Source organism: Weissella sp. MSCH1 (assembly GCF_045799135.1).
GTDB lineage: Bacteria > Bacillota > Bacilli > Lactobacillales > Lactobacillaceae > Weissella.
Genome location: NZ_JBJMBA010000047.1, coordinates 54,176 through 70,250 on the forward strand (window position 1 = coordinate 54,176; position 16,075 = coordinate 70,250).

Here is a 16,075-nt window from a genome sequence, read left to right on the forward strand (position 1 = left end):
ACAAACTACTGATAGATGCTTGTTAGGATATACCTAACATGGGATAATGAAATAACATATAACGTGAAAAGGATCGTGGAACAATGAAGTTTATACATGCTGGTGATTTGCACCTTGGCAATCCATTTACGGGTTTAACGCAGGTTCCAGCTTGGCTGAAGGGAACATTGCAGCAAGCGACTGAAACAGCATTACAACGATTGGTTGACGATGCGATTGCTGAAATGGTTGATTTTGTATTATTGCCAGGTGATTTGTTTGATACAACGACACCTGACGCACGGGCTCAATTGACATTGCGGCAGGCGTTCGAAACGCTACAATCAGCGGGAATTCCCGTCTATCTCGGGTTTGGTAACCACGACTTTGTGGCTAATTGGCAAAGTTTGCCTACCTGGCCAGATAATGTAACAGTTTTCCCAGCTGAAACAACAACTGCAACTTTAGTGACGAAAGCGCAAGAACGTGTGGCCATCACGGGTTTTTCGTATACGCAACGGCATATTAACGATAACCGTGCCCGTCTTTACCCAGTAAAGCAGGCTGATGTGGATTATCACATTGGTCTGTATCACGGGGCACTTGGTGAAGATGGCCAGGGTGACTATGCACCGTTTACGTTAAGTGACATGCAAGTTAAGCACTATGACTACTGGGCCCTTGGTCACATTCACGTGCGGCAAACATTGCAAGACAAGCCATTCATCGGTTATTCCGGTAGTATTCAAGGCTTAAATAAAAACGAATCGGGTCCCAAAGGCTATTATTTGGTAACGTCGGAGCAAGGCGAATTGGTGCCGACGTTTACGCCAGTGGCCCCAGTGGTTTGGCAAACAGCTAATGTCCATTTAGCACCAGATGCACCGATGGCAATCCAGCATATTCGACAAACGCTGCAGAATGATGATGATTTTCAATTGGTTGAATTATCAGTGACAAGCGAGGATAGTGCGCTGTTGTCGTTGATCATGAACAATCAGTTGTTAGCCCAGTTAACCGCTGCATCATCGCCAACCGATAATTTCTTTGTCTATAACATTAAACTTGTGGCAGCCAACGAGGAAGTGTCATTACCGGCTGTTGACCAACAGTACTGGGGGCAGACGGCTGATGACGTATTTAACTATGATATGTTGCAACAGCTTGGTTTAAAACAAGTGCAGGATGCGGCAGTATTGCAGGCGTTTTTGACGCCAGCGATGTTGGCGGAACTAAAGCAAGCCGTCATCGAAAAATTACGTTTAACTGAAATGGGGGTTGCGACTGATGGAGATTAAGCAAGCACACATTATCGGTTTCGGCCAGTGGCGCGATCAGACGTTCGATTTTGTGACACAGTTGCAAATTATTCAAGGATTGAATGAATCCGGTAAGACGACGTTACATCAGTTCTTATTGGGGATGCTGTTTGGTTTCCCACAGGCTAAGGGTCGCCGCATTAACACGTATGAACCCCTTGAACAGGGCCCTTATGGTGGTACCATCACGTTCGACGTAGCGGGAACGGATTACGAATTGACACGATTGGGACGGACGCAGACGACGGTAACGTTACGAACGGTTGCGACGGGACAACAATTTGCGGATGCGGAACAGACGTTAGCGGAATTGCTGGGACCTGTTGATCGTGACTTATACTTAGCGGTCTTTAGTTTTGATCAAGAAGCCTTGGCCCAAATTTTTGCTTTGCGTCCAGACGAGTTTGCGGAACACCTGCGTACACTAGCAACGCCTGGGTCAGAACAATGGCTCGCGTTGGCTAACCATTGGGATAAAGAGGCTACGAATGAATTTGGCGCCACTAAGACGGCACACCGACCAATCAATGAGTCGTTAACGGCGTTGGCTAATCAGCGAGCAGATTTGCAAGCAACAATTGCAAATCGTCCGTCCGTCAACAACTTAGAATCCGCCTATGAAGCAGCTCGGCAACAAGTTGCCACCTTAACTGAGCGACAAAGTCGGTTGACGGCTGATGCCTCTGAACAGGCTGCGCGTCAGCAGCTAGTGCCGGTGTATCAACGGTGGCAGCAATTACAACAACAACTAGCACATGCGGACGAACCGTTGGATACGGCGTTGGCGGATGAGGCTGACCGTCTCGAAGCGCAATTGCGGGTTATGCCGGATGTGCCAACGACCACAACAGTTACCCAAGAGCAACTTAATCAAACCCGTGTCGCGCTTGATGAATTTGCAACGTTGCAGCAACAGCAACGACAAGCAGCGACGCAACAAGCGCAATTCCAAGATGAACGCGATTCGCTGTTGCAGACACATCGTTGGCAAGCTGTGCCAGCTGAATTAACACCGTTTCAAGTAAAAGCTTTGCAGACTGGCACGGGAACGGCTGTTGCGGCCCAATATCGTCGGGCGGGCATTGGGGCGTTAGCCTTTGGCGTTATATTGCTGATTGGCTTGGCGATTGCGGGGCAATTGTTAGCGGGAATTGTCTTGTTTGTCCTATTGGCCGGCGCTGGCCACGTGCTTTACCGGGTGATGCCGAAGCGGGTGGCACCGGATGTTATCTTGCCAGCGGGCTACGAGGGCATGACTAACGAACAAATAATTACAGCGCAACCGGACGTCCAAAGGCTCCATGGTTTGATTGCGCGTATTCAAGAATTGATGACGATGCAACAAACGGTGATGCCAGACATGCAACGGGCGGAAGAACGCTTGAATTGGTTGGGGTATCATTTGACGGAATCTGAATATCGCCAACGGTTAGCGGATGAACAAGCCCAAATGACAACAGCGGGTCAGCAGGCAGTTACTCGGGCACAGTATCAACAACGTCTATTAGAAATTTACCAAGCCCTTGATGTGGCTGGCGCTGCTGCTTTGCAAGCTCGTCGTCAAGAGCAACAGACGATTATTGCCAAGCAGCATGAGGCAGATTTGTTGCGTGAACAACTGGGGGATGCGGATTTAACTGTTTTGGCAGCGGCGAGTGAATCAGTTGACGACGTTGCACCATCAGCATTGGCGATGCGGTTGCAGACGGAATTAGCGGACGCGCAACAACAGCTTGCTCGTTTAGACGTGCAACGCCGGCGATTGGCAACTGATACGACAATCGAAGCCCAACAACAAGCGTTAGCAAACCAAGAGGCCGCCGTGATTGCTGAGTTGCAAACGTACTTCACGAATCGTTTAGCGAGTGAGTGGGTGAACCGGGTGTTTAACTTAGCGATTGGTGATCGACTACCGCAGTTATTGTCGTCAGCAAGTGCGTTATTAGCACGCTTAACGCAAGGGAACTACACGCAAATTTCACAGACGAAGACTTTAATTAAAGTAACACGCCAAGATGGGGTGATGTTTACCGTGACGCAATTGTCAAAGGGAACGGCTGAACAAGTTTATGTCGCGATGCGCTTGGCGTTCGTTAAGGTAGTTACATCTACGTTAGCCTTGCCAATTATGATTGATGATGCATTTGTAGACTTTGATACACCGCGACAGGAAACCATGTTGCAGGTACTAGCTGAAATGGCAACGAATGAGCAACAAATTTTGTACTTTACGGCACGACGAACAACAGGACACCATATCTTGGATTTGAATGAGCTAAAGGGGGATAAGTAACATGGCAGAAGTGAAACAACTGCGCGATTATCAAGTTGATGAACGCATGGACATCTTTGTGTTATTGAAGGAAGTTGATCCGCGGGTCACGCAACAAGGTAAACGGTATCTGGCTGTTTCTGTTGCGGATCGGTCGATGGAAATACGCGGCATGAAGTGGGATGCAACACAAGAAGAGGCGGATACATTGCAAGCCGGCATGGTTATTTTTATGACAGCGGTTCGGCAAGTGTATCAGGATAAGCCACAACTCAAAATTCTATCAATGCGACCAACCCGAGTGGGCGAACCGCAAGATCCAAGTGATTTCATGAATGCAGCGCCAATGAAGGCAAACGAGATGGAAGAAGAAGTCTCGGCGTTGATTTTCCAAATTACTAACGCGACGTGGCAACGGATTGTGCGCCACTTGTTATCAAAGTATCATGATGAGTTTTATAAGTACCCAGCAGCTAAGAGCAATCACCACGCCTTTGCTGGTGGGCTTGGCTTCCACTCATTGTCGATTGCTCGTTTGGCCCAAGCAATTGTGAAGCAGTATCCAGGGGTCAATGCTAGCTTGTTATATGCGGGCGCTTTGTTGCACGATTTGGGTAAAGTGATTGAACTAACCGGCCCAATTGCAACGCAGTATACGACGGCAGGTAACTTAATTGGCCACATTGTCCTAATCGATGAACAGATTGTTTTGGCAGCCAATGAACTCCATCTGGATTTGTATAGCGAAGATATGTTGGTGCTACGCCATACTGTGTTAGCTCACCATGGGTTGATGGAGTATGGGTCACCTGTCCGTCCGTTGATTAAGGAAGCGAATATTTTGCACCAGTTGGATGAATTGGATGCCAATATGCAAAGTTTTGATAACGCGCTAGCCGAAACAGAACCAGGCGAGTTTTCACAACGCCAGTGGGCATTAGATAACCGAACTGTATACAAACCTGATCTAAAATAATGTGAAAAGCGTACCTCTTGTGAGACGGTGCGCTTTTTATTGTGCGTCAAATGTTCCGGCATTGGGATATATTAGAAAATTCTTTTCGTGGAAAACGTTTGCATTGTGAAAGGTTTTTACATAAAATAGATAAGTACTATTCATAAGTTTGTGGATTTTTTTGAGATACGAGAGGTTTAACAATGGAATACTTGATCGGAGTTGACTTGGGAACAACGTCAACTAAGGCAGTTTTGTTTGACACTGAAGGTCACGTGATCGCCAGTGCCAACAAAGGTTACAAGTTGTACCGTGATGAGCCAGACATGGCCGAAGAGGACCTAAACGAAATTTGGGAAGCCTTCGTCGACGCAATGACAGAAGTTGTGCGCGGCGCAAACGGTGGCAAGATTTTGGGTGTGTCATTCAGTTCAGCAATGCACTCATTGATTGCATTTGACGCTGATTGGCAGCCTTTGACACGTGTTATCACGTGGGCTGACACGCGTGCAGTTAAGTACACGGAAGAGTTGAAGTCAACTGGTTTGGGCCAAGAGATTTACAGCAAGACGGGTACACCAATTCACCCAATGGCCCCATTGTCAAAGATGTTGTGGTTGAAGAACGAAAAGCCAGACGTTTACAACAATGCTGCTCACTACTTGGGAATTAAGGAATACTTGTTCCACCGTTTGTTTGGTGCCAACAAGATGGATATCTCAATTGCTTCGGGAACAGGTATGTTCAACATCTTCAATTTGGATTGGGATGAGCAAGCACTTGAAGTGACTGGTATCAAGAAGGAACAAATGCCACAAGCAGTTGAACCTTACGAGATGGAAAAGGGCATGGTTGCCGAGTATGCCGCTGTAATGGGCTTGGATATTGATACGCCATTCATTTACGGTGCTGGTGATGGTCCTTTGTCAAACTTAGGTGTTAACGCTGTGCAACCAGGTGTTGCCGCGGTAACGATTGGTACATCAGGTGCCATCCGTGTTGTGACTGACGCACCTAAGATTGATCCTAAGGGACGTACGTTTACGTATGCTTTGGACAAGGATCACTGGGTTGTCGGTGGACCAGTTAACAGCGGTGGGGATGTCTTCCGTTGGGCCCGTGACAAGATGTTTGATGCCGAGAAGTCAACGGCTGCCTTGATGGGTGTCGATACGTACGATTTGTTGACGGAAATCGCGTCAAAGATTCCAGCTGGTGCTGATGGTTTGCTGTTCCACCCATACTTGGGTGGTGAGCGTGCCCCAATCTGGGATGCCAATGCCAAGGGGTCATTCTTTGGTTTGACACACAATCACACGCGTGCCCACATGGTTCGTGCCGTGCTTGAAGGGATTATCTTCAACATCTACATGGTTGCTTTGGCCTTGGAAGAAGTTGTTGGTGACTTGAAGTCAGTGCAAGCAACTGGTGGTTTTGCCCGTTCAGCTTTGTGGCGTCAAATGACGGCCGATATCTTTGAGCAACCTGTTACGGTGCCAACGGCCTTCGAGTCAGGTGCTTTGGCTGCGACGGTTATGGCACAAAAGGCTTTGGGAATGGTCGATAGTTTGGATGTTATTGCCGACATGGTTGGTGAGTCAAACACTTATGCACCAAACCCAGAAAACTACGAAGTTTACCGTGAGTTGACGCCAATCTTTATTCGTTTGGCACGTCAATTGCAAACGGAGTACGCAAACATTGCGAACTTCCAACGTAAGCACGTCAAGAAGGAAGACAAGTAAACTTGTTTTCGACTAAACAGATAAACAATTAAAACGTTGCTCACAGCACGTGACTTTATGCCCGTGCTGTGAGCGTTTGTTTTGAATGGCATAATTTACCTATTTTAAGGAGTAGTTTGAACGATGGAATTCGTTATGTTGGCAATTGCAATTCTGATATTGCTTGTCTTGATTGTTAAGTTCAAGTTGAACACGTTCGTATCATTGGTTGTGACGGCGTTTATCTTGGCTTTGTTGTTGGGGATGAACCCAATGGATGTCCCAAGTGCTGTCTTGGGTGACCAAGGTATGGGTAATATCTTGGGATCAAACGCCGTTATCTTCATCTTCGGTGGTATGATTGGACGTTTGGTTGCGGATGCGGGTGGTTCATACCGCATCGCGAAGACGTTGATCAACTGGTTTGGTATCAAGCGTCTACAATGGGCTGTTTTGATTGCCTCATTTATCATCGGAATTTCAATGATTTTCGGTGTCGGCATGGTCTTGTTGATTCCAATCGTCTTTGCGGTTGCGATTGAGGCAGGTGTGCCATTGCTATACCTTGGTATTTCAATGACGGCTGCCTTGTCATCAGCACAAGGTTTCTTGCCGCCACAGCCCGCACCAACGGCCGTTGCGACATCATTGGGTGCTAACATCGGTTTGACGTTGATTCTTGGGTTGATTGTATCAATCATTACGGCCGTGGTTGCCGGACCTTTGTTCACGAAGTTGGCACAAAAGTATGCACCAGACGCATTCCAATTCAAGACAGAAATTAAGGCTGTCGGCGAAGTTAAGGAATATGATTTGGACAAGACGCCATCATTCTTCTTGTCAGTTATCACGTCAGTCTTCCCATTGATTTTTATGATCATTGCGACGGTTTACAAGATGATCTACACGGGTGGTGTGACGCCAAAGAATCCAAGTGGTTTTGACAAGGTTATCGAATTCATGGCAACACCAGCTGTGGCCATGACGATTGCTTTGTTGTTCGCCATCTTCTCAATGGGTGTTTGGCAAAAGAAGTCAGCCAAGGAAATTGGTGACTCATTGAACAATGGTATGTCAGCGGTTGCCGGTATCTTGTTGATTGTCGGTGGTGGTGGTGCCTGGCGTGGTGTCTTGGTTACTGGTGGTTTGTCAGATAAGGTTGCTAGCTTGTTCCAAGCTAACGGACACATGTCAGCTATCACAGTCATTATCTTCGCTTGGGCAGTTGCCGCAGTGTTGCGTATCTCTGTTGGATCAGCAACGGTTGCTGGTATGACGGCAGCTGGTATCGTATTGTCAATTGTGCAATCACAAAACAACCCAACGTTGGCCGTTTTGGTTGCCTTGGCAATTGGCGCTGGATCATTGATTGCATCACACGTTAACGACGCTGGCTTCTGGATTTTCCAAGAGTTCTTCGACTTGACGATTAAGCAAACGTTCCAAATCTGGACGGTTTTGGAAACAATCATTTCCCTAGTTGGTATGGTTGTCATCCTAATCATGGCCATGATTTTGATTTAATTAACACTTATTAACCCCATCAGTTCGCTGATGGGGTTTTTAGCACGCTAAAATCCTGAAAAATGGCCCTTTTTATTTGTTTTAAATGGGCGATAGTGTCAGACTAATAATTGTAAATTATTAGATATCATTCACTTACCTGGTTGCATTGATTAGGAAATGAAATTTTACTGATTTTTTTAAAACAGGAGGCTTATCTCGATGTCAGATAAGAAGATTACTGCCGGTTTGGCAGCATTGAAGGTTATGGAAGGTTGGGGTATCGATACGATGTACGGTATTCCTTCTGGTACTTTGAGCGGTTTGATGAACGCAATGAGTAACCCTGAAAACAACATTAAGTTTATTCAAGTAAAGCACGAAGAAGTTGGAAGTATGGCTGCCGCTATGCAATACAAGTTTAGTGGTAAGATGGCGGTTGCTGTCGGTTCTGGTGGCCCTGGTGCCACGCACTTGATTAATGGTTTGTATGATGCTGCAATGGATGCAACGCCAGTTTTGGCAATTTTGGGTTCAAAGCCATCACGTGAATTGGGCATGGATTCATTCCAAGAATTGAACCAAAACCCTATGTACAACAACATTGCGGTTTACAACAAGCGTGTTGCGGTACCTGAGCAATTGCCATACATGATTGATGATGCCATCCGTACAGCGATTTCAAAGAAGGGAGTTGCGGTTCTTGAAGTGCCTGCTGATTTCGGCTTTGCTGAAATTGACGCTGAGATGAACTATGCTAACCCAATTTACTCTTCTGGTGATATCTACAAGGAGTACAAGCCTGTTGCACCAGAGGCAACTGATGTTGATGCAGCCGTTGAAATTTTGAAGAATGCTAAGCGTCCAGTTATTTACGCTGGCTTCGGAACAATCGGTCACGGTGAGCTTGTGCAAGAGTTGTCTCGTAAGTTGAAGGCACCAGTGTTGACGACTGCTAAGAGCTATGAAGCGTTCGATTATGACTTCGAAGGTTTGATGGGTTCAGCTGGCCGTGTTGCTTGGAAGTCAGGAAATGATGTCATCTTTGAAGCAGACACTGTTTTGTTCATTGGTAACAACTACCCATTCTCACAAGTTGAGAACTTTATGGCCGGTGTAAAGCACTTTATCCAAATCGATAGCAACCCAGCTCGTCTTGGCCGTCGCCACAAGGCTGACGTTGCGATGTTGGCTGACGCTGGTTTGGCAGTTAAGGCACTTTTGGAGAAGGTTGAACCAGTTGCTGAGTCAGCATGGTGGAATGCTGCGTTGAAGGATGCACAAAACTGGCGTGACTACATGCACAAGATTGAGACGAAGACGGAAGGCCCATTGGAGGCATACCAAGTCTACAACGCTATCAACAAGTATGCTGATGAAGACGCAATCTTCTCAATTGATGTTGGTGACACGACGCAAATGTCAATTCGTCACTTGCACATGACGCCTAAGAACATGTGGCGTACGTCACCATTGTTTGCTACGATGGGTATTGCCATCCCTGGTGGAATTGGTGCTAAGAACGTCTTCCCAGATCGACAAGTCTTTAACATTGCCGGTGACGGCGCCTTTGCGATGACTGATTCAGATATCGTAACGGCAGTTCGTTACAACATGCCAGTTATCAATGTGGTAATGACGAACACGCAATACGGCTTCATCAAGGACAAGTACGAGGATACCAACACGTACCGTAACGATGAAATCGTGGACTTTGGTGATGTTGATTACGCTAAGATTGCTGAAGCCCAAGGCGCTGTTGGTTTGACGGTTAACAGCATTGATGACATCGATAAGGTGATGCAAGAAGCTGTTGATTACTACAAGCAAGGTCGTGTCGTAGTCGTTGATGCTAAGATCACGAAGGAGCGTCCAATTCCTGTTGAAGGTTTGAAGCTTGATCCAGCGCTTGCAACTGAAGAAGAAATCAAGGCCTTTAAGGAGCGCTTTGATGCGCAAGAACTTGTACCATTCCGTAAGTTCCTTGAAGAAGAGGGACTTAAGTCACAAGTCGTTAAGGTTAACGACGAAGACACGAAGTACAACTTCTAATTAATTAGTTCATAAATATGAAGCACCTACCATTGTGTGGGTGCTTTTTTAGTGCGTGTCGTGCTTTCGCACGAGCAACAGGGACGGATTGCGCCCTACGCCATTGTTCAAAAGCTTGGCAACCGAATGGCGCGGACGCCATTCAGCGGGGCAAATAATTCCCCCTAAAGCCCCGTGGTCTGTGTGGGCTTTCCTGAATAGCGCCGGCCATGCGGCATGTTGCCAACTTTTGAACGCTCCGGGTGCAATCCGTCCCTGTTGCGGCAGTCAAGTTGTTCTCTGATGACCAAAGCCGGCTGCTAAGCGGGCAATTAATAAATTGCTGGTCCAATGGGATGATAAGCAAACATTATCGAGATGCGCTCGGCTGCTGGCATGGGGGTGGGGGATTGGCGTAGCGATGGCAGGTGGGGAATGCAAAGTTCGGCCGACCGCCGGATAGATAAGGTGCTGGGAGCCGGACCCTTAGCACAATTATTTGGGTGCTAGCCGGTGCTCGCGCAGGCGGCGTTTTCCACCTGCCATCTTTGTCGAAGCTAATCCCCCACACCCATGCCTCGTCGCAAAGCGGCGACCAACAGATACATTCCTAAATGTCGGACGAAAACAGAACACGCAACTGGAATACCGTTTATTAAAAAATCCACGAACTTTTTGTGCGCAAACGCTTACTTAGGGTGTATACTAGTAAAGTTGGTTTTATGAAAACGATTTCATGAAATTTAAAGAGATATTTTTTTGAGATTATTTGTAGAGGTGTTTGGAATGTTTTCTGTACTTGCAGGCCTCACTACTGATCCTTCAACAGGGTTGTACCAATGGATGTCAAACGGCTTGAACGTTTGGCCATTCTTGGTCCTAGTGGTGGGTATCGCTATTTTGCTATTTTTGATTCTCAAGGCCAAGGTTAACACGTTTGTGTCATTGATTATTACATCAATCCTTGTGGCCCTTGGTTTGGGAATGAACCCAGCTGGTATTGCCGATGCGCTTAAGAATGGTATCGGTGGCACAATGGGTGAGTTAGTCATTGTCTTTGGTTTCGGGTCAATGATTGGTCGTTTGGTTTCTGATGCTGGTGGTTCATACCGTATCGCAACAACTTTGATTAACAAGTTTGGTAAGTCAAAGTTGCAATGGGCGGTTGCGGGTGCCTCATTTATTATCGGAATTTCATTGCTATTTGAAGTTGGTTTGGTTGTTTTGATTCCAATCGTCTTCACAATTGCTTTGGAAGCCGGCGTATCATTGTTGTATCTTGGAATTCCAATGGCCGCTGCTTTGTCAGCAGCCCAAGGATTCTTGCCACCACAGCCATCACCAACGGCTGTGACGAACGTATTGGGTGCTAACATCGGGGTTGTCTTGATGTACGGAATCATCGTTGCGATTGTGGCGTTGATTGTAGCAGGACCTTTGTTCACTCGTTTCGTGCGTAAGATTGAGCCAAAGGCGTTCAAGATTACGAAGCACTTGGATGCAATCGGTGAAGTCAAGACGTTTAAGTTGGAAGAGACACCATCATTCGGTTTGTCAATTGTGACATCATTGATGCCCGTGTTCTTCATGTTAATTTCAACGGTTTACACGTTGGCCCACAACGGTGGTAAGCAGGTTTACTCAGGTATGGTTGGTGATGCAGCTTGGAAGGCGATGACCGCTTCAGCTCGTCACGGTTACTTGACTGATCCATCAACGCTTGACCGTGTGATTGCGATGTTTGGTAACCCGGTAATTGCCATGGTTATCGCAATGGCCTTTGCTATCTGGTCAATGGGACCAAAGCAAGGACGTACGATGGCAGAAGTTGGTGGCTCAATGTCAGAAGCATTGAAGTCAATCGCTAACTTGTTGATGGTTATCGGTGGTGGTGCAGCCTTCAAGGGAATCTTGACGGCCGGTGGTATTTCAACTGCGATTGCCACGGCATTCTCACACACATCATTGTCACCAATCATCTTCGCATGGTTGATTGCAGTTATTTTGCGTGTCTTTGTTGGGTCAGCTACGGTTGCTGGTTTGACAACGGCCGGAATCGTGGCACCTTTGGTTGCAAACCAAACCGCGGTTAATCCAGCGTTTGTTGTGCTGGCTATCGGTGCTGGTTCATTGGCAGCCTCACACGTTAACGATGCTGGTTTCTGGATGTTCAAGGAATTCTTTGACTTGGACGTACCACAAACATTGAAGATTTGGACTGTTCTTGAAACAATCATTTCAGTTGTTGGTTTGATTGTTATCTTGATTCTGTCAGCCATCTTCTCATAATTTACACATGTCATAAAATACCCTAACTTCAGTCAAAGTTAGGGTATTTTTATTTGCGATTATGTCTATAATAATTTTTTCTAAGATACTTTTAGGGGATAGGTCATGAAGGTTTGGCATAATAAGTGGGTCCGTTGGGTCTGGTATAACACAACGGGACTTTTCTGTTTACTTTATATTTTTCATGTTTCGGTGCTGGGAATCGGTGGTTGGATTGTCACGCTGTTAACAATTGGCATGCTGGTGATTGCCGTGTTGATGATGATTTCAACGCTCTTGCGTCATTTGCGTAGTTTCCAAATGGTGCTGCCAGAAGAGCAGGATACTCAGGCATAAAAGCGATGGTAAAACATGGTCCGGAAAGGTATACTTAAAGTAACTAGCGTGTCTGTATGACACAGTCGGACTACAACAAAACAAGGGCGCGTCTCAATTACGCGCTTTTAGTTTGGAAACAAGAAGGTATTGCCATTGACCACCGTAACTGTACAGCCAGGCGTTTTTTTACACGTACTGCCTAGCCAGCAATTTGCCACAACCCGAATTCTCGTTAATTTCACGCGCCAACATGATGCGACTTCTTTGGGCGGCCGTGTCCTTGCCAGCAATATGCTGGAAACGGCTTCTAAAAAATATCCTTCACAAACAGCTTTGGCCCGCGCGCTGAGTGAACTCTATGGTGCGTCATTTGGCACAGATGTTTTGAAGACCGGTGCATTGCACACATTACGGCTACGAATGACGTTGGTTCACGATTCGTTTGCACCGGATTCAGAAAGTTTGTTGGTTGATGGCTTTGCCTTTATCCGTGAGATGATGTGCGCGCCACTCGGTGATGCAGAGCAGGGATTTGATCCAACTGTTTTTGAACGCCAGCGTGAAATCTCACTTGATGAAATCGCTGGCTTACAGGAAGAAAAGCCGTTCTATGCGGCTCGGCAAGCCATCAATGCTTATTTCGATGATCCAGTGCAGGCATTGCCGGCTTACGGTACTGTTGACTTGCTTAAAAAGGTCACTGCCAAGGAAGCCTGGGATGCCTGGTTTGATACGATGCAACATGATCGCGTTGATATTATTGTTTTGGGTGATGTTGACGTTGCGACAGTTACGCAGGCGGTACAACAATTGCCACTAACAGGTCGTGCTATTGTCGGGAATCCCTATTATGAGCAACCAGAAAAAGATGCAGTCAAGCAGGTGGTTGAGCTTGACAAGGTGAACCAAGCTCGCTTGATTTTGGCTTATCAATTGCATATTGCGCAGACGGATCGTTTCCAAGGCTTTGTGTTTAATGCCTTGTTTGGTGGCTTAGCTGTCTCGCGTTTGTTTATGAATGTACGTGAGTCAGCCGGTTTGGCCTATTCTGTCTATTCAGATTACAACCCATACACCGGGTTACTCATGGTTGAGGCCGGGGTGGATCATGCCAAATTAGGTGAAGCTGAGCAACGAATTGACGCGGAACTGACCCGCCTACAGACGGAATTAGTTGGTGACGATGAACTTGCCATGATTAAACGTTTGATGAAGGCAGACTATGTGACCTCCTTAGACCAACCAGGTCGCATCACAGAGCGATTGCAGAATCAGGAGTTAATCGGTTATCACACCACGGCTGAAGAGTGGTTGGCAGCTGTTGAGTCGGTTACTGCACAACAAGTACAACAAGTTGCGAACGCAGTCAAAAAGCAACTGCATTATGAATTAGTGGGAGGGACCCAGAATGACTGATGCTGTGACACGTTTTGCGCCCAATGAGCGTCATGAAACGTTATCGAATGGTCTACGTCTCCATCTTCTGCCACGCCCAGACTTCCATCAAATGGTTGCCATGGTGACGGTTGATTTTGGTGCACGAGATCAAAGCTTTGAAAAGGACGGTCAACTCGTGCAACAACCAGCCGGCCTTGCCCATTTTTTGGAGCATAAATTATTTGCACAACCTGGTTATGATGCGTTCTCACGGTTGAGTGAGCTGGGGGCGAATGCCAATGCGTTTACAACTCAGACCCGGACCAGTTACTTTTTAACGGCACCAGCAAATGAGTATGAGGCGTTAAAGGAGTTGTTAACGTTTACTCAGGAACCTTATTTTGAGGCAGAATCCGTTGCGCGTGAGCAGGATATCATTTCGCAAGAAGTTGATATGTATCAAGATGATACGAATGCGCGGTTGTATCGTTTGATTTTAGGCCAATTGTTTAAGGATGATCCAATGGCTGACGACATTGCAGGTACGACCGAATCAGTTCATAGCGTTACGCCGCAAGATTTACAGTTGGCCTTTGACGCATTCTATCGACCAGACAACATGGACGTTGTGATTGCGGGGGCTTTTGATGAAACAACTGTCCGTGACCTAGTTAACGCATCGCCAGCTGGGCAACGTCCCGCCGTGGCGCCGGTTACAGTGCCAACCCACGAGTTGCAACCAGTAAGCGATGATGTTTTAGAGGTTGAAATGGATGTCGTTCGCCCTAAGGTAGCGATGGGACAACGTTGGTATGATGGCATCAATATGCCGACAGGTCGGGAGGCATTGCGTATTGCGATTGCCGGTAGTTTGGCGGTTGATTTGGTCTTTGGCGAATTCTCACCAACCTACATGACCTGGTATGACTCAGGCATGATTGACGATTCGTTCAGTGCAGAGTTTGACTGGGAGCGCGGCGTGGCATTCTTGACCATTGCTGCCGAAACACCAGAGGCTGATGAATTAATTGATGCGGTCGCTGATGAATTGGAGAATATGGCTGATCGTTTTGAGTCTTTGCAAGCAGATTTCGAATTAGTTAAGAAAGATGCCTTGGGTCGCTTAATTAACAAGTTGAATCAACTTGAAGAAATCGTTACCCGCTTTGAAGGATCAACCTTTGATTTTGCGACATTACGTGATGAAATTAATATTTTGCAAGCGTTGACGTTTACAGATGTATTAGAAATCTTAAGAAATGCCCAAGTCAGTGCATTGACAACCGTAATTGCAACGCCAAATGCTTTGGACATGTGATAGAATAAGCCTATATGCAATTATAATGACAATAAATAGTTAAGGATGAGAGACTAATGAACGAAGAGCGCAACAGCGTAATCGGACAAGAGCTACAAAATGCTCGTCTTGATAAGGGGCTATCCCTTGACGATATTCAACAATCAACAAAAATTCAAAAGCGCTACTTAGCAGCCATTGAAAATGGTCAATTCGACCAGTTGCCTGGCGCTTTTTACGAACGCGCGTTTGTTCGCCAATATGCATCAGCAGTTGGCTTAGACGTGACGGAATTCATGCAAAATCATGATATTCAAACGCAAACAGTTGAACCAGACTTGAGTGGGGCACGTGTGGATTCAGATAATGTGACGCGTGCTGGTATGCACCAAGTTGAAGAGTCAACGGCTGAAAAGACGCGCCAAATGTTACCAAAGATTTTAATTGGGGTTGCCGTGGTGGCAATTATTGGTATTATTTGGGCACTAGTTGCGTCATTTGCTGGTTCAGCCAAGCAAGAAAACACAACGTCATCAGTTTCTGTCACAACGTCAAAGGTGTCATCATCAGCGTCATCGGATGCTGAAAAGTCATCAACGGACGCTTCAAAGGAATCAGCTGCTAAGTCTTCTTCTGCATCATCTGAGAAGAAGGATAAGGATGCGGTTGATTTGGGTGCTGGTCAAGCAACTGGCAACACAGTTAACTACGGCACTGTAAAGGCCCCTGCTAACAAGGAATTGACGTTGAACTTGAAGACAACTGGTGCTTCATGGATTCAAGTGAGCGATGCATCAGGTGCCGTTTTGTGGAATGGTACGTTGCAAGCAAACGGTAATCAAGATGTTAAGATTCCAGCAACCGTTCCTGGAGTGCGTGTTTCAATCGGTAACGCGGCTGCGACAGCAGTATCACTTGACGGCAAGTCAGTTGACTTGATGGCAAACAATGCAACGGTCTGGAACCTTGCAATGACGTTTGCCCGCTAAAAGATAGTAAGGAGCGTTAACA

General features: G+C 46.5%; 11 protein-coding genes. All 11 read left to right on the top strand.

From position 1 onward, the window contains the following. The first annotated feature begins 83 nt into the window (after positions 1–83). Positions 84–1,277 (top strand): exonuclease SbcCD subunit D, encoded by a 1,194-nt coding sequence (locus ACJ28U_RS12105; protein WP_407619444.1) that lies wholly within the window; start codon positions 84–86, stop codon positions 1,275–1,277. Beyond that, complete coding sequence (locus ACJ28U_RS12110) at positions 1,267–3,591, top strand: ATP-binding protein (RefSeq protein WP_407619445.1); 2,325 nt, start codon at positions 1,267–1,269, stop codon at positions 3,589–3,591. Before ACJ28U_RS12105 ends, ACJ28U_RS12110 begins: the two co-directional genes overlap by 11 nt. Position 3,592: 1 nt before the next feature. Next, on the top strand, positions 3,593–4,546 hold the full coding sequence (locus tag ACJ28U_RS12115; protein ID WP_407619446.1) for a 3'-5' exoribonuclease YhaM family protein: 954 nt from the start codon (positions 3,593–3,595) through the stop codon (positions 4,544–4,546). Between the two features lie 182 nt (positions 4,547–4,728). Further along, positions 4,729–6,270 (top strand): gluconokinase, encoded by a 1,542-nt coding sequence (gntK, locus tag ACJ28U_RS12120; RefSeq protein ID WP_407619447.1) that lies wholly within the window; start codon positions 4,729–4,731, stop codon positions 6,268–6,270. 123 nt (positions 6,271–6,393) lie between these two features. After that, positions 6,394–7,773, top strand: a complete 1,380-nt coding sequence (locus ACJ28U_RS12125) for a gluconate:H+ symporter (RefSeq protein WP_010370468.1) — start codon at positions 6,394–6,396, stop codon at positions 7,771–7,773. Between the two features lie 201 nt (positions 7,774–7,974). Then, positions 7,975–9,804 (top strand): pyruvate oxidase, encoded by a 1,830-nt coding sequence (gene spxB / locus ACJ28U_RS12130; protein ID WP_407619448.1) that lies wholly within the window; start codon positions 7,975–7,977, stop codon positions 9,802–9,804. 765 nt (positions 9,805–10,569) lie between these two features. After that, positions 10,570–12,072, top strand: coding sequence for a gluconate:H+ symporter (locus tag ACJ28U_RS12135; protein WP_407619449.1), 1,503 nt, complete (start codon positions 10,570–10,572; stop codon positions 12,070–12,072). A 105-nt stretch (positions 12,073–12,177) separates the two neighbouring features. Beyond that, positions 12,178–12,408, top strand: coding sequence for a hypothetical protein (locus ACJ28U_RS12140; protein WP_407619450.1), 231 nt, complete (start codon positions 12,178–12,180; stop codon positions 12,406–12,408). Between the two features lie 135 nt (positions 12,409–12,543). Next, on the top strand, positions 12,544–13,806 hold the full coding sequence (gene yfmF / locus ACJ28U_RS12145) for an EF-P 5-aminopentanol modification-associated protein YfmF (RefSeq protein ID WP_407619451.1): 1,263 nt from the start codon (positions 12,544–12,546) through the stop codon (positions 13,804–13,806). Next, the gene (yfmH, locus tag ACJ28U_RS12150; RefSeq protein ID WP_407619452.1) at positions 13,799–15,085 is read left to right on the top strand and encodes an EF-P 5-aminopentanol modification-associated protein YfmH; all 1,287 of its coding nucleotides are present in this window, start codon (positions 13,799–13,801) and stop codon (positions 15,083–15,085) included. Before yfmF ends, yfmH begins: the two co-directional genes overlap by 8 nt. Positions 15,086–15,141: 56 nt before the next feature. Next, the gene (locus ACJ28U_RS12155) at positions 15,142–16,053 is read left to right on the top strand and encodes a helix-turn-helix domain-containing protein (protein WP_043711292.1); all 912 of its coding nucleotides are present in this window, start codon (positions 15,142–15,144) and stop codon (positions 16,051–16,053) included. The last annotated feature ends 22 nt before the right edge of the window (positions 16,054–16,075 follow it).

What these genes read in the sequence shown, in the direction of transcription:
- spxB (WP_407619448.1), top strand. Translation starts at nt 7,975, where the DNA reads ATGTCAGATAAGAAGATTACTGCCGGTTTGGCAGCATTGAAGGTTATG.
- ACJ28U_RS12110 (WP_407619445.1), top strand. Translation starts at nt 1,267, where the DNA reads ATGGAGATTAAGCAAGCACACATTATCGGTTTCGGCCAGTGGCGCGAT.
- yfmH (WP_407619452.1), top strand. Translation starts at nt 13,799, where the DNA reads ATGACTGATGCTGTGACACGTTTTGCGCCCAATGAGCGTCATGAAACG.
- ACJ28U_RS12155 (WP_043711292.1), top strand. Translation starts at nt 15,142, where the DNA reads ATGAACGAAGAGCGCAACAGCGTAATCGGACAAGAGCTACAAAATGCT.
- ACJ28U_RS12140 (WP_407619450.1), top strand. Translation starts at nt 12,178, where the DNA reads ATGAAGGTTTGGCATAATAAGTGGGTCCGTTGGGTCTGGTATAACACA.
- ACJ28U_RS12105 (WP_407619444.1), top strand. Translation starts at nt 84, where the DNA reads ATGAAGTTTATACATGCTGGTGATTTGCACCTTGGCAATCCATTTACG.
- gntK (WP_407619447.1), top strand. Translation starts at nt 4,729, where the DNA reads ATGGAATACTTGATCGGAGTTGACTTGGGAACAACGTCAACTAAGGCA.
- ACJ28U_RS12115 (WP_407619446.1), top strand. Translation starts at nt 3,593, where the DNA reads ATGGCAGAAGTGAAACAACTGCGCGATTATCAAGTTGATGAACGCATG.
- ACJ28U_RS12125 (WP_010370468.1), top strand. Translation starts at nt 6,394, where the DNA reads ATGGAATTCGTTATGTTGGCAATTGCAATTCTGATATTGCTTGTCTTG.
- ACJ28U_RS12135 (WP_407619449.1), top strand. Translation starts at nt 10,570, where the DNA reads ATGTTTTCTGTACTTGCAGGCCTCACTACTGATCCTTCAACAGGGTTG.